Origin of the sequence: Paenibacillus sp. 3LSP, assembly GCF_032465655.1 — a bacterium.
Classification (GTDB): domain Bacteria; phylum Bacillota; class Bacilli; order Paenibacillales; family Paenibacillaceae; genus Fontibacillus; species Fontibacillus barengoltzii.
Genome location: NZ_JAWDJI010000183.1, coordinates 1 through 13,956 on the forward strand (window position 1 = coordinate 1; position 13,956 = coordinate 13,956).

Genomic DNA, 13,956 nt, shown 5'->3' on the forward strand with positions numbered 1-13,956 from the left:
GCAGCGTGCCGACCGTCGCTCGCATTTTTGCTCTCGCGCCACGTGCTCAGGCAGATTTAAAACCGAGGGCTTGACAAAAACGTTCATAGCAACGGACTACAGAGACCTTATTGAGCTCATTCTGACGTAAAACTTCCGAAGCAGCACGAAATAAGGTCTCCACGGTCCGTTAGAATCCAAACAGCAGCAGCCAAGCGCAAATAACGGCTCTGATGTCCGTTAGATCAGGGGGAGTACAAGAGGTACAAAGCGGTTGAAGGGGGGGCGGGCCGAACAGGGAGGGTAATCCGCTGAATCAAGCACAAAAAAAACAACCCCTGCGGCTCATCACCGTCAAGGGTTGTCCTATCATCAAGTAAAGAAATGCATAATTGCCCTGCATTTAGGAATGCTATTATTTCGTACCGCGCTCCTCCGACACCTTCATGCGAAGGCGGGCGAGGAAGTCGAGCACGGGGCGCTTCGTTTTGCCGATCAGTCCGATGACTTCGGCACCGATTTGCAGGAAGAAGACCATGACGCAGATGACGACAAACGTCACCCAGTTCGCGTTGTACATCGCAGCCGACGACTGGATCACAGCCAGTACGCCGAAGAAAGCGGCGATGCCGTAAATGATCAGCACCGTCTGACGGTGGCTGAATCCGAGCTCACGCAGGCAATGGTGCAAGTGCCCCTTGTCCGGCGAGAAGATCGGCTTCTTCTGCATCCAGCGGCGCACGATGGCGAACATCGTATCCGAGAGCGGCACACCAATCAGGATCAGCGGCGTCAGGAACGACACGATCGCAATCTGCTTAAAGCCGAGCAACGATAACAGCGCTAAGCTAAAGCCGAGAAATAAGGCGCCCGAGTCTCCCATGAAGATTTTCGCCGGGTGGAAGTTAAAGTACAGGAATCCAATAATGCTGCCCAGCAACAACAGGCAAAGCAACGCCACCATCACATTGCCCATCAGGAATGCCATGACGGCAATTGTCCCGATCGCAATGCCAGAGACCCCAGCAGCCAACCCGTCCAATCCGTCAATGAGGTTAATGGCATTCGTCACACCAACAATCCACAGGATGGTGAATGGAATGGCCACCCACGTCTCCACTGCAGCATAGGTGTGAAATGGAATATTCGCAAATTCAATCCGGATATCAAATACGAACACGACCACGCAGGCCGTTGCAATTTGAATTAAAAATTTCAATTTTGCCGGCAAATCGTAGCGATCGTCCAAAGCACCCAGCAGCACGGTAATCGTTCCGCCTACTAGGAAGGCTTTGATAAAGTTCACTTCGCGTACCGTGAATACGTCAGGTAAGAATGGAAGAATCAGAAAAAACGCGATGACAAAAGATAAAAATATCCCTAAACCACCGAGTCTCGGCATAATTCGTGTATGCACTTTGCGCGCATTGGGCACATCCACGGCGCCGACTTTGACAGCGAATTTTTTTACGAGCGGCGTTAGGCCCAAAGCCAAGCCAAGTGATACGATAAACCCGATGATATAGATCATCAACATTCAATTTCGACCTCCAATTGTTCTGCACCGGAATGATTATACTCCGATTAAGGAGAAACACCAACCCCGCATTTGCGCAAAAAATCACAGTAATTCATGGAAATCGAGACTTTTAGCCCATTTTCGTAAGGTTTTCTTTCTCCCGCAGCACGCGTACGGCGAATTTCGGCAACGCCAGCATTCTGCGGAAGCGGGTAGGTTCCTTCAACAACCGGTACAGCCATTCCAGCCGAAGCTTCCGGAAGGCCATCGGAGCTCGTTTGGTTCGTCCGGAAATGACGTCAAAACTGCCGCCAACGCCCATCATGACAGGGACGCGCAGGACGTCTTTATATTTGGCGATCCAAGGCTCCTGCGTGTCTGCCCCCCGGGCAACAAACAGCAGATCAGGCGCGGCTTTGACGATTTCGTTGATCACTTCCGGGTCTTGGTCCGGACCGAAGTAGCCGTCACGATATCCCGCAATCGTCGTTCCAGGATATTGCAGAGCCAACCGGCGAGCCGTTTCCTTCACGACGTCCGGTGCTGCACCGAGCAGGTACACCTTCCAACCGCGGCGCTCCCCTTGCTTCATCAATTCGTGCAGCAGATCGTACCCTGGCACGCGTTCTGTCACCGGATCGCCGCCTTTTTGCGCGGCCCAGACCAGGCCCGTTCCGTCCGGCACAATCAGTTCGGCGGTTTTCATCATCGCTTTATATTCCGGATTCTCAATCGCCGCCATCATCATGATCGGATTGGCCGTAATCACATGGTGCGGCGTCTTGGCGGCGACCACCTCCGTCAAATAAGCGACCGTCTCCTTCATCCCCCATTTGCAGACGGGAACGCCAAAGACCGAAACCGTCGGGATACCTTCCTTGATCATCGTCATCACCTGTTCACCCATCACTTTCGTAAAAATTCAACGATCCGCCGCGCGGGCACCCGTGCTTCCCGCTTCAGTTCGGCAATTTGCGCGGCGTGGGTCTTGCGCCATGTCCCGGCTTCCTGCAGGAGGCGCTCCCCTTCCGCGGCCAAGATCCGCGGATCCAGCTCCTCCGCGGTCCCCACCGGGACGCTTCCGATGCGACCTAAGAAATGGTCGATCTTCGGGTCATACGAGACGCCGAGCAGCGGGACATTCTGCGAGGCGGCGTAGATCAAGCTGTGCAGCCGCATGCCGATCAGCAGGCTGCACTGGCTGACCTCCCGCAGCATATCCTGCGGGTGCTCCGCCTCTGGCGCAATGCTCACGGTGCACCCCCGTTCCGCTACATTTCCCAACCGTTCCATCACGAAGCGCGAAGCTTCGTCGTCACCTGGGAAATGGAAGGGCAGAAAGCGGATATGCACCGGCTTGCGGCGACAGAGCAGCGAGAGCCCCTCGGCCAGCTGCGTAAGATCGGTTCGCGATGGGTTCCAGAAGCGAACCGATACGCCCACGACCGGCAGCTCGGAAGCGGACTCCCCTTCCTCGCCGCGCCCTTCCGAGGAGCCATTCGCAGGCTCCCGAAGTGTCAGCCCCATCACCGGGTCAGGCACGACCTGGATGGCATCTTTGCCGCGCAGCCCCATGTCCCGGAGCAAGCTGGCCGATTCCGCATCGCGTACGGAAATATAGTCGCAGCGCCGGAACACCGAAGCGATCAAAGGCCGGAACAGCTTGCGGTTCACCGGTCCAATGCCTTGGGCATACACGAAGGTCGGCTTGCCGAGCCATTGCGCCAGCTTGATGATGCCCAGATAATACGGAATCGACTTAATCCCCGTCGCATCCTGCAGCAAGCTGCCGCCCCCGCTGATCAATCCGTCGCTGCTCTTTATAGCCTTCCTAACCTCACCGAGTTTCATCCGGTGCACAGCGTCCACCCCATATGTGCGGCTTGTCCATTCCGGATCGATGGACAGCACAACGGGCTTGATGTCCACGCCCGAGGTAAGGCCTTCTTCTTCCAACGCGGTCAGAATCGATTGAAGCACCGCTTCGTCCCCGCTGTTGCGAAATCCGTAATACCCTGATAGAACTATGGTTTTAGTAGCCGTGGCGACCATTTATCCCAGCACCTTTCAATGATTTGCCAAACGAGAACGGCAATCAAACCAATCACAAGACCAAGTCCGAGACCCAGAACATCGCGGATCAACGAAAGCACGGCCGGCGTGTGAATATGTGCGAACGTGTCGACCATCGACAATTGGCCCATCACCGCGATAATCATCGCAAACATCGCCCAGCGATAGCGGAACGCGGCAAACAGACCAACAATAAAGAGCGGATGTGCCAGTAAAAATTCTTTGTTCCGCGGCCGAACACCAAAGGTGTTCTCCAGGAAGGAACGGAAAGCCGCTTCACCCGGCAGCAACGTTCCCGCATTCCCGGTACGGGACAGGTAGTACAGTGCCGCCACACCAAGTACAGCAGCAACGACAACCCAGAGCACCGTAATTCGCATGCTAAGCCATTTACGCAATTCCTCCCAAACCGAGTTGCCCCGGTATAAGAAGACATACACGGCGATCAGCAGAATCGGCGCCAAATGCAGCAGGCTGACGCCGCGGAATTGATTCAGCACCAGGCTGTACGTAATGTTGTTCAAGAGTGCGATCACGAACGGTACAGCGAATAGGGACAGCAATGATGTTTTGATATACAACACAATTGTATGCGTCAGCCGCCGACCGCCCGAGAGGTTCGGATGCTTCTCTTGAAGCTCCTGCACCTTGCGGATCGCCAGCACCATCGCAATCGTTGGCGCGCTGATGGCGACGAACAGAGCTAATGCCTGTTCAAGCAATACAGGCTTCAGCACGTACAATCCAGCCGAACCCACCAAACCGATCACAAAAGCTGCCAGCGTAAGCGACGGCAGGAAACAAGAAATCAGCAGCGCCACAAACGCTACGCCCCCAAGCACAACCAGCGCCTTCAGATATCTTTGCCAGCTGGCATCGTGAATTGTGAAGGCTTCGGCTTGTCCCAGCTCAAATCCGTTGTTTTCGATTCGCTGCAACGCATTCCCTGGAGCTTGCAGCGAGCCGATCAGATTATCGATGGGATTCGTAATCGCCGCTTTCGCCGCATCTTTGGAAGCCGAAGCGTTCAAGTACACCATCCGGATGTTCCGGTCTTTCGTCGCCAGAACGAACCGATCGGCCAGTGTCATCTTATCTTGCGAAGCCTCCGCATCCGACAAGGAATGCAGGCGTACGACGTTATAGTCGATCAAGTAAGCCAGCTTGTTAAAGCCTTTTTGCGGCGCCTTTAAATTTTCGATGGCCGCGATGCCGATGTTGTATTTTTTCAATAAATCTGCAAAGCCTTGCAAACTATGCTTCGTCGGATCTTCGTTAAAGCCTTTCACCGCTTCGCCGTCGAACAGAATGCGATTCACCCCGTTTTCAGCAAAGAAGGCCAATAATTGATCCATCTCTTCCTGATCATAAGGGATATTGTCCGAAAGCCGCGGCAAAATCGTAAAGCCTTTCTCCCGCAGCATGTTAAACGCAATCGGATCTAGCGGCATCGGCTTCATCATCGCTTCTTCCATGCCCATACCGATCGCGAGCCCGCCATGATCTTGATACTGCCAGCTGGCCACCGGCACGTCCAGCTTGCGGAATGCCGCTTCGATCATCGGCTTCAACTGCGCTTCGTTCTCCGCACTTGTAAACGCCAGGTAGGTGTAATTTCCGCTATTCGTCACGACAGTACTATTCAGCTTCGCAACTTCCAACGAACTAAACACCATAATCCGGCGCGCTTTCACCAATTCGTCCAGCGTGCTTTCAAACATCGCCATGGTGCCCACGCCAGCTTCCTTCAGACGGTCCAGCTGCTCGTCCATATACGCCTGCGGATTCGCCTGATACGATGCGATATCCAGCAACCCTCGATAATTAAAGACGAACTCCACTTTGTTTGCGGAGGATTCCGTTTGAACCCGCTGCGCGATCACTGGCACAGAAGCCAGGATACCGACAATCACCAAAACCCACAACAATTTTCGGGAAGCGTTATTCCACCGCTGCCAACTTCGAATCACTAAGGTACCTCCTCAAAAATGCATGAATCCACATCTGTTATTTGTTTCCCCAACCTGCTTGCCGATTATTGATCGACGCGAGCAAGAACGTCTTCTTGAATCCGGTTCAGACGCAACTTGGCATCTTCTGCAGAAATGCCGCAAACGCCAAAATAGAATTTGATCTTCGGTTCCGTACCCGAAGGGCGCAGACAGAACCACGATCCGTCATCCAGCAAGAACTTCAGCACATTCTCCTTCGGCAATCCGTCCAGACCTTGCGAGTAATCCAGCACCTCGGATACACGTACGCCGCCAATTTCCTTCGGCGGGTTGCTGCGGAAGGCTTCCATCAATGCTTTGATTTGGGCCAGTCCGTCCTTGCCTTTCAATGTACGGGAAGCCAACGCCTCGCGGTAGTAGCCAAATTGCTGGTACAGCTCCTCCAATACGTCGATCAGGGTCTTGCCTTGGCGTTTGTAATAAGCCGCCGCTTCGCAGATCAACATAGAGGCTACAACGGCATCCTTGTCGCGCGCATAGTTGCCCGCCAGGTATCCGTAGCTTTCCTCATAACCGAACAAATAAGTATACTCACCGGAAGCCTCAAATTCGTTCATTTTCTCCCCGATATATTTGAAGCCGGTCAGCGTGTTAAACACCGCAGCCCCATAATGACGAGCAATCGCAGCGCCAAATTCGCTGGTTACGATCGTCTTCACGACCGCGCCATTGTTCGGAAGCGTTCCTCTTTCCTTCATTTGACTTAATACATAATGAACGAGCAAGGAGCCCGATTGGTTACCGGTAAGAATTTCATATTCTCCGTCCCGCGTGCGCACAACGGCCCCCATCCGGTCCGCATCAGGATCTGTACCGATCAAGATATCCGCACCTACTTGTTTACCGAGCTCGATTGCCATCGTGAATGCTTCCCGTTCTTCGGGGTTCGGAGACTTCACCGTTGGAAAATCACCATCCGGCAATTCCTGTTCCTTCACAATGTGCACTTGGGCAAAACCAAGCTTCTCCAAAGCACGGCGAACCGGAAGATTCCCTGTTCCATGCAGCGGCGTATAGACCACCACCAGATCTTTCGCTGCTCCGGAAGCCATGAGCTCGCGATTAACACTGGTGTTCGCTACCGTATCCGCAAAGGCTTCATCCTCGTCGGCGCCCAGCCATACGAGCAATCCCTTCGCTTCCGCTTCTTCGCGGCTTAACCGTTTGACTTGGGCGAAGGAAGCGACCTTCTGAATGCGAGCAATAACCTGCTCCGCTTCATGTGGAACGAGCTGGCCGCCTGTCGAGTTATAGACTTTATAGCCGTTGTACTCGGGCGGGTTGTGACTTGCAGTGATGACGATGCCGCCGGTCGCCTTCTGAGCGCGTACAGAGTAGGAGAGCTGCGGCGTTGGACGCAGCGACGGGAACAGCTTGGCTACGATCCCGTTGCCGGCCAGCACCAAAGCCGCTTCCAGTGCAAACTCCGGCGAGAAGTGACGGCAATCATGCGCGATGACAACGGAAGGCGCCCCGGCCTGACCCGCATGCGCTTCCAGAATATATTCGGCAAACCCTTGCGAAGCACGGGCTACCGTATAACGATTCATGCGGTTACTCCCGGCGCCGATCGTACCGCGCAACCCGCCTGTCCCAAACTCCAGGTCACGATAGAAACGGTCCTCGAGTTCTGTCGGGTTATTTTCCAAATCTCGTAATTCCTGTTTGGTTGCTTCATCGATTGTAGGGTCCTGCAGCCAGCTCTCCAGCTTCTCACGGACAGCATTACTGATTTCAGTCATGGATAGGTTCTCCTCCTTAAGTAATCACGATGACGCCCCATTAAGACAAGGCGAACATGATGTCTCCCTCAGCAACAACTTTATCGTCCACTTTGGCAATGGCATGGCCTTTACCAATGGAGCCCTTCATCCGGGTCACTTCGACTTCCAAGCGCAGCGTATCTCCCGGAACGACCTGCCCGCGGAAGCGGAATCCATCGAGTCCAGCCAAGAAGCCGATCTTCCCGCGGTTCTCCTCGACGTTAAGAATCGCAACAGCCCCAACCTGGGCCAGCGCTTCCGTAATCAATACGCCCGGCATGACAGGGTATCCCGGAAAATGCCCGGTAAAGAACGGCTCATTAATCGTGACATTCTTAATCCCAACGGCACGTTTGCCTTCCTCCAGCTCAATAATACGGTCCACCAGTAAGAACGGAGGACGGTGCGGCAAGATTTCCTGAATTTGGTTCGTGTTTAACATATGTACGTCTCCTTTCAGTTTAGGGCATGAGTTTCGGATGGGCGCATCCCAACTTGAATAAAAATGCGGGTATCCGTTCACACTGTAGATATCCTTCGCCTCTGCAGAAGCGAAGGTTAAGATAAGGGGCTTATCCGCAATTGACCCCCCGGTCGATTACGGATACAGCCCTTTTGACGGTTTTTCTCACCTAAGTCCCCCATCATTATACATTTTTCGCCTACAAAAAGAAAACTCCCGTTAGCCGAGAGTTTGTGGACATTTTTGTTATTTTCGTTCGGTTTCTTCTATTATATAGAGGCGATTTGAATGGCCTTATGGAGCAAAGACCAAGTCAAATACATGCTTCCAAGTTGCCCAGTTCCAAATATCGGACACTTCTTGTTTGCCAAACACAACATACCCTACGACCATACCTGCCGCCAGAGCCGCAACAAGAACGAGCAACACAAGTACGATCTTCAGGATGACGATCCAGGCCGGCCGTTTGCTCACCGGTTGACTGTCTTCACTCATGAAGCATCCCACCTATCCGCGCAAGTTGTTGGCTAGACCCATCATCGTTTCACCCGAGGTTAGCGCACGAGCTGTCAATTGGTAGGCGCGCTGTACCTGAAGCATCTCTGCCATCGCTTCCGTCAAATCTACGTTAGAGGCTTCCAGCGCCCCTTGGCGCAAGCTGGCCCGTTGTTCCTGCGGAAGGGTAAGGGAATCTACCATCGCTTCAGCAGGGTCAACCCCCGCAGCCAGAACAAAGAGGTTTCCGTCTTTTTGAACGAGGACATCCGGCTTCTCCGCCGTCAACAACGCGATTCGTCCGACTTCCGTTGTGCCTTCTCCATTGGTAGCCAGGATATTTCCTTCTGCATCAATGCTAAGCTTGGCATCGGACGGGAACGTGATCGGCTCGCCTTCGGCGTTCAAAACGACATACCCGAGTTGATTGACCAAGAAGGCCGACTCGGCATCATCTGGATCCGGTTGAATGTGAAAATCGCCGCCCCGGGTATATGCAACGATCCCTTCCGGCGACAATACGCTAAACATCGCATTACCTTGAATAGCCAAATCCGTCATATTGCCAGTCTCTTGAATCGAACCCTGAGCATAATTGACAGTGACCTGCGACATTCTAGAGCCAAAGCCCAGAGTGAATCCGGACGGTGTAGCCCGGCCCGGCAGATTCAGATCCGAAGTCTGGTTCTGCACCCGAGTCAGCGTGTCTTCAAAGTTAGCTTCTTTTCGTTTATACCCTACTGTGTTCGTGTTAGCGATATTATCGGCCAGCAAGTCCAACCGTTGCTGAATCCCGCTCATCGATACCATCGCGCTGATGACGGTGTTATTCATGCCGCACCTCCTGTATTAAGCAAAGCAACCAGACAGGATCACTGTACTTTGCCAATTTCATTAACTGCTTTATCCAAGCTTCTATCGTAATATTGAATAATTTTTTGGTTGGATTCATAAGCGCGTTGCGCGGCCAGCAAATCCACCATAGACTGGGCAGTATCGACGTTAGATACCTCAAGATAGCCTTGGCGCACCACAGCCCCATCCGTTCCAGGCACCAGTCCGCGGACTCCCGCCGCCTCTTCATCCGCCACCCGGAAGACGCCGTTGCCTTCACGGACAAGCTGGTAAGGCTGCTCTACCACGGTAATCCCCAAAGTCCCCAGGTTCACCAGGGCACCGGTATTATCCACGGCCGTTAAATTACCCGCTTCATCGCTGGACAATGTGTTCACAGACAAGCCCGCATCTAGAATAATCGGATTGCCGTCGGTGTCCAACACCCGATAACCGGTGGATGTTCTCAGTTCTCCCGCCGCATTCACCGCGAAGCTGCCATCCCGGGTATATCGTACATTCCCCTCGTTATCTTCCACGGCGAAGAAGGCTTGCGGTTGATAAATCACTTCGCCGTCCGCAGTCACGAATTTACCGGAGGCGTCAAACGCATAAGGCTCACCCGTCTCCGGGTTCTCCAAGCCAAGCTCCGAGATCAAGGCAAAATCGGTATTCTTCCCGGTTTCCTTCAAATCTCCTTGCGTAAACGCCGGCAAGCTCTCTTCCGCAAACACCCCGGTTACCAGCTTCCCGATTTGCTTATTGTTCCCTGACTGCTTGTCCCCCATCAAGGAAATCAACATTTCGGGAAAAGAGCGCGCTACGGTGTTCACCGATTTGTAGCCCGGTGTGTTGAGATTGGCAATATTCTGCGTAACTGTATCATGCCGCCGTTGTTCAGCGATCATGCCGGATGCTGCGGTATAGAGACCTCTTAGCATGACTTACCTCCAGACGCTATGTATTCGAAATGCCCTATTGTTCTGAGCAATTCATTCCTCTTTATTATATCGGACGATTAGAACTTTCTTCTTAGCACCTTGTCCAAATTATCGAGCATAATCCCCGTACCCTTAACCACACAGTGCATTGGATCTTCCGCAATCAGCACCGGTACGTGAAGCTCTTCGGCCAGCAGCTCGTCCAACCCGTTCAGCAGAGCGCCTCCCCCGGTCAAAATCACGCCGCGGTCAATGATGTCGGCGGACAATTCCGGCGGAGTGCGCTCCAGCACCGATTTAGCGGTGGTAACGATGGAGGATACCGGGTCAGCCAGCGCCTCCTGAATCTCATTCGCTGTGATCGTCACGGTCAGCGGCAATCCGGATACCATGTCCCGTCCGCGGATGTCCATCTCCGCCTGCCGTCCGTTCGGGTGCACCGTTCCGATTCCAATCTTGATATCCTCTGCCGTCCGTTCCCCGATCAACAGCTTGTACTTCGTTTTAATATATTTAATTATGGCAGCATCAAACTTGTCCCCAGCGACTTTAAGCGACGAGGCCGTGACGATGTCTCCCATGGAGAGCACCGCCACATCCGTCGTCCCGCCGCCGATATCGACAACCATGTTGCCGCTCGGTTCGAAAATGTCCATGCCGGCCCCAATTGCGGCCGCTTTAGGTTCCTCTTCTAGATACACTTCTTTGGCACCGCTGTGTTCGGCGGCTTCGCGAATCGATTTCTGCTCAACCGACGTAATATTCGTTGGCGCGCAGATCAGAATTCTCGGATGGCTGTACCAGCTGCGTCCACCCACCCGGTCGATAAAGTACTTCAACATCGTTTCCGTAATTTCAAAATCGGCGATAACTCCGTCCTTCAAGGGACGAATTGCAGTGATATTTCCAGGCGTACGTCCTACCATCCGCCTAGCTTCTTCGCCAACGGCCAGCACTCGTTTCCCATCGCTGTCAATGGCGACGACGGAAGGTTCGTCAAGTACGACTCCCTTTCCCTTGATATGAATCAGCACATTGGCCGTGCCTAAATCAATCCCAATATCCTTGCCCATCATTCGATCCCCCAAAGCGTATTTTTGTAAATCACGGAAAGGACGTAGCGGTCCTACCTCATGTGATATGGCAGAAGTGTCCCGCTGACTAGGTGTTGTTAATCGACAAAAGTCGAAGAATATTGCGAAATTTCGGGATAAATGGATGAAAATCCACATCATCTTATACCATATTTAAAAATACCATACTTTAGGGGATTGATTCAATGATTATCGTTATATGAGCGAACTAAATAAATTCATTACGCTTTAATTCACGGAGCTAATCACCTCGCGTTTGTTTTGACCTTTTTTCTTATACTTGATCTTCGTTGCTTCACCGCCGCGCAAGTGTCTAATCGATTTGTGATATTCGAGAATGTGCTTCACCTGATCCGCTAAATCCGGATTAATCTCCGGCAAACGTTCGGTTAAATCCTTGTGCACCGTGCTTTTCGAAACGCCGAATTCCTTGGCGATCGTCCGAACTGTGTGCCGTGTCTCCACGATGCACCGTCCAATCTTTATCGTCCGTTCCTTGATGTAATCGTGCACGCTCCCGCCTCCCTCAACTCGAGATAGTTTGGTACATTATATGAGGGGCGGGCTTAGATATTCTTTGTTTCCAAGCGTGACAAGCCTTTGCGGGGCCTTTTATTTTACCGTTGGTTACTAAGGGAGTAGCTGCAGCTCGGTTGGAACAAGTGAAGTGAAGTGCGTAAAACGGAGTAATGGAGTTACCATCTTCATGCTTCATAAAGGACTTTTTTGGCCTTATTTGGGCGTTCGAGCTTGATCTGCACGAGATAAGGACAAAATAGGCTCTTATTTGTCTCGATCCTCAGGAAAACAAGCCTTATGAGGCTTGGATCAAAAAAATAAGGCCAATATTTTCCCTTATTTACTCGGGAAGCCGGAATTTCCGGTAAATAAGGCCTTTTTGTACCCTTATTGCGAATGAGGACAAAAAAACGGAGAGCTCTTCGCTCTCCGTCAGGCCTGCTGCCGTAGTCCTCGATGTTTGGATCGGCTGGCAGTGCCTTCACATGGGATGGATGGGTTATTGCAAAACGTTAGTTTTTCGGAAGTACAGATTCCGGATTCACCAGCTCGCCATTTTCATAAATTGCAAAATGGACGTGGTTATCCAAATCCTTCTCCACTTCGTTGCGGCCAGCGCTGCCGATAATGTCGCCTTGCTTCACTTCGGCATCCTTCTTCACCTTAACTTCGCCTAAGCTTTCGTAGACCGTCTTCAGGTTATTGGCGTGCGTAATTTCCACCACATACCCGAGGAGCGGCACTTCTTCAACCCGCGTCACTTTCCCGCTCATCGCAGCCGTGACTTCGAAAGGCTTGCGGTCTTCACGCGCCAAGTCGATCCCGGTGTTTGGCGTAAACGTATCGTTGTACTGCACCAGGGCGGCTTGATGTTCTTCGGCCGTGCCATCCTTCTCATAGAACGGCTTCACCACACTAACTTCGGCGGCATTCACTACCGGCCAAGCGAGATCTTCGGAGGAGGCGATGACTTCGGTTGCTTCTTCCTCTGTCGTTCCCTCTCCCGTTGCGGCTTCCTCTTCGCCAGACAGGTTTACGGTGTCGGTCACGCTGGCGGGGGTCGAGTCCATCGGCTTGTTGCTCGCATCCTGGTAGACCCACACTAAGGTTAGTATAATTGCCGCTGCCGCCACATACGCTGCCGGGTAAACCCATCTCTTAGACAATAATCTCTTCCACGCGGATACCGGCTTTACCGGTTCTCCCAGTCCCATTTTAGGAGATTCCTCGTGACTTGTTTTTTTCTGGTTTTCATTCATTTGCTCATCACCTCAGTAACCAGTGTTACCGGGGTGAACTCTTTTATACTTCTTCTATATACTTTTTTTTCAGAAAAAAGAGAAACTTCGCCTTCCATCATCTACTTGAGAAAATGGGAGACCTGCTGAAACGAGATTCCCGTGTAGTAGTGTTTGAGGATTTGCGTGGTCGTATAACCCTCTTTCGCCATCCCGTTCGCTCCCCACTGACTCATGCCCACCCCGTGGCCGTAGCCGTAGGTGGTGATCTTCACCGTATCGCCCGTCACCGCCAGCGTAAACTGGCTGGAGCGAAGATCCAGCTTCTCCCGGACTTCCCGGCCAGTGTATACCTTGTCGCCAATGCGAATCTCTTTCACGCGATGCCCGGTCGTCCAAGAGAGAATCTTAAACAGCTTATCGGCTCTTAGCTTCGATGCCGCCGCTTTCGCTTCGGTTTCTCCCTGGTCCAACGCAGCCAGCGCCGTCTGAACCGGCTCCGGCACTTTCTGGCCTAGCTTGGCGTAAAGCTGGGGGAGCGGCATTTCCACGGTTTCGCGGTTGTTCGGATTGATCGCGGCATCCCAAGGGCTTGGCACGCTGCGCAGATAAGGAATTTTCAGCGACCAATATTCCTCGGAGTTCTCTGTGTATCCGCCGCTGGAAGAGAAGAAAGAGGCCGTGATTGGCTGTCCGCGGAACGTCATCACGATTCCTGCCGTCTGCCGGACGGCTTCGCGCAGCTTCTTCAGCTCTGCACCCTTCCCCCGGTTCGGCCACTCTTCTAATTCGGAACGAGGGAGATAGACTTGATGTTCAATGGTGTCGTTAACATCCGCGGCTTTGTTCCCGGTGCCTGAGGTCTCTCCAGCCGCCAAGCGCTGGACGATAAAGGTACGCGCGGCGATGGCCTGCGCTTTAAGTGCCGCGAGCTCGAAGTCCGCCGGCATCTCGGCGGCGAGGACGCCGGTGACATACTGCTCGAGCGGCACGGTCTCGACCACGCCGGTGCGCGTGAGATAGACG

The 13,956-nt window shown here is 52.9% G+C and carries 13 protein-coding genes; all 13 read right to left on the reverse strand.

The genetic code is table 11. From position 1 onward, the window contains the following. Window positions 1–394: 394 nt before the first annotated feature. Entirely contained in the window at window positions 395–1,516 is a 1,122-nt protein-coding gene (locus RW092_RS15590; protein WP_316010633.1) for a glycosyltransferase family 4 protein, read from the reverse strand. Window positions 1,517–1,628: 112 nt separating this feature from the next. Next, the gene (locus RW092_RS15595) at window positions 1,629–2,390 is read right to left on the reverse strand and encodes a WecB/TagA/CpsF family glycosyltransferase (protein ID WP_316010634.1); all 762 of its coding nucleotides are present in this window, start codon (window positions 2,388–2,390) and stop codon (window positions 1,629–1,631) included. Window positions 2,391–2,404: 14 nt separating this feature from the next. Then, window positions 2,405–3,550, reverse strand: a complete 1,146-nt coding sequence (gene csaB, locus RW092_RS15600; protein ID WP_127576695.1) for a polysaccharide pyruvyl transferase CsaB — start codon at window positions 3,548–3,550, stop codon at window positions 2,405–2,407. Next, entirely contained in the window at window positions 3,523–5,541 is a 2,019-nt protein-coding gene (locus tag RW092_RS15605) for a DUF5693 family protein (RefSeq protein WP_316010635.1), read from the reverse strand. Before RW092_RS15605 ends, csaB begins: the two co-directional genes overlap by 28 nt. A gap of 65 nt (window positions 5,542–5,606) precedes the next feature. Then, window positions 5,607–7,325, reverse strand: coding sequence for a phospho-sugar mutase (locus RW092_RS15610; RefSeq protein WP_316010636.1), 1,719 nt, complete (start codon window positions 7,323–7,325; stop codon window positions 5,607–5,609). 40 nt (window positions 7,326–7,365) lie between these two features. Beyond that, window positions 7,366–7,788 (reverse strand): 3-hydroxyacyl-ACP dehydratase FabZ, encoded by a 423-nt coding sequence (gene fabZ / locus RW092_RS15615; RefSeq protein ID WP_016314156.1) that lies wholly within the window; start codon window positions 7,786–7,788, stop codon window positions 7,366–7,368. 315 nt (window positions 7,789–8,103) lie between these two features. Further along, entirely contained in the window at window positions 8,104–8,304 is a 201-nt protein-coding gene (locus tag RW092_RS15620) for a DNA-directed RNA polymerase subunit beta (RefSeq protein ID WP_016314157.1), read from the reverse strand. 12 nt (window positions 8,305–8,316) lie between these two features. After that, a complete protein-coding gene (locus tag RW092_RS15625; protein ID WP_316010637.1) occupies window positions 8,317–9,138 on the reverse strand; it encodes a flagellar hook-basal body protein in 822 nt (273 codons plus the stop codon). 38 nt (window positions 9,139–9,176) lie between these two features. Then, a complete protein-coding gene (locus RW092_RS15630; protein WP_016314159.1) occupies window positions 9,177–10,079 on the reverse strand; it encodes a flagellar hook-basal body protein in 903 nt (300 codons plus the stop codon). Between the two features lie 77 nt (window positions 10,080–10,156). After that, a complete protein-coding gene (mreB, locus tag RW092_RS15635; RefSeq protein ID WP_016314160.1) occupies window positions 10,157–11,155 on the reverse strand; it encodes a rod shape-determining protein in 999 nt (332 codons plus the stop codon). Between the two features lie 246 nt (window positions 11,156–11,401). Then, window positions 11,402–11,686: a sporulation transcriptional regulator SpoIIID gene (gene spoIIID, locus RW092_RS15640; protein WP_016314161.1), complete on the reverse strand. Its 285-nt coding sequence runs from the start codon at window positions 11,684–11,686 to the stop codon at window positions 11,402–11,404. Between the two features lie 518 nt (window positions 11,687–12,204). Continuing rightward, on the reverse strand, window positions 12,205–12,951 hold the full coding sequence (locus RW092_RS15645) for a M23 family metallopeptidase (RefSeq protein WP_009223750.1): 747 nt from the start codon (window positions 12,949–12,951) through the stop codon (window positions 12,205–12,207). A 101-nt stretch (window positions 12,952–13,052) separates the two neighbouring features. Continuing rightward, a partial coding sequence (spoIID, locus tag RW092_RS15650) for a stage II sporulation protein D (RefSeq protein WP_316010638.1) occupies window positions 13,053–13,956 on the reverse strand: 904 nt, incomplete at its 5' end.